The organism is Planococcus sp. APC 3906 (assembly GCF_030407685.1).
GTDB classification, from domain to species: Bacteria; Bacillota; Bacilli; order Bacillales_A; family Planococcaceae; genus Planococcus; species Planococcus koreensis.
Genome location: NZ_JASDCW010000073.1, coordinates 1 through 778 on the forward strand (window position 1 = coordinate 1; position 778 = coordinate 778).

Genomic DNA, 778 nt, shown 5'->3' on the forward strand with positions numbered 1-778 from the left:
TGACTACCCGGGCTATGAAAGCTGGAAGGCACGGGAAATGGTCATCACCGAGAAGACCGGGAAACGGCCCTCGCTACCGGAGAAAATGACGAAAGAACCTGCCGGTTCCTCACGCCTCCTGCAAGGCGCCAAGAAAGTGAACGCAGACCGCAAGGCATCTGCCATAACACCGAATGTACCCGCCGTGAGCTTCCGCAACATCGGAAAAGGCGGTGTGGAGCATGTTTGAATCGTTCTTTGAGATGAAGGCAACCCCGTTCTCGCGGGATATCCCGACAGCCGAACTGTACGAATCCAATCAACTGGAAGAGATCATCGGCCGTCTGAACTATGCGGCAGAACGGCAGCTTTTCGCGGTGATGACCGGGGAATGCGGGCTTGGCAAGACGACTGCGATCCGCCGTTTCACCGATCAACTGGACCCTTCCCGCTTTAAACTGCTTTATCTGTCCGATTCCAAGTTGACGCCGCGGCATTTCTACAAAGGCATGTTGGAACAGTTGGGGCTCGAATCCAAGTTCTACCGGGGCGATGCCAAACGGCAGCTGCATCGCGAAATCGAATTGATGAAAGGCATCCACAAGCTGACGCCTGTCTGTGTCGTGGATGAAGCCCACTTACTCGACCGGGAGATGTTGGAAGAGGTGCGATTCCTCCTGAACTTCCGGATGGATGCGCAGAGCCCGATGGCGCTCATCATGGTCGGACAGACCGAATTATGGGATCGCCTTCAACTTCAGTCATTCGCGGCCATTCGCCAGCGGATTGATATCCAATT

1 protein-coding gene and 1 pseudogene are annotated in these 778 nt (G+C 55.0%); both read left to right on the forward strand.

Annotation, left to right across the window (positions count from 1 at the left end; all coding sequences use genetic code 11):
- Positions 1-229: pseudogene (locus tag QMA09_RS17080) on the forward strand (transposase); the annotation flags it as partial.
- On the forward strand, positions 222-778 hold a 557-nt coding region (locus QMA09_RS17085; RefSeq protein WP_290213995.1), incomplete at its 3' end, for an ExeA family protein. The pseudogene QMA09_RS17080 and the gene QMA09_RS17085, both read left to right, overlap by 8 nt.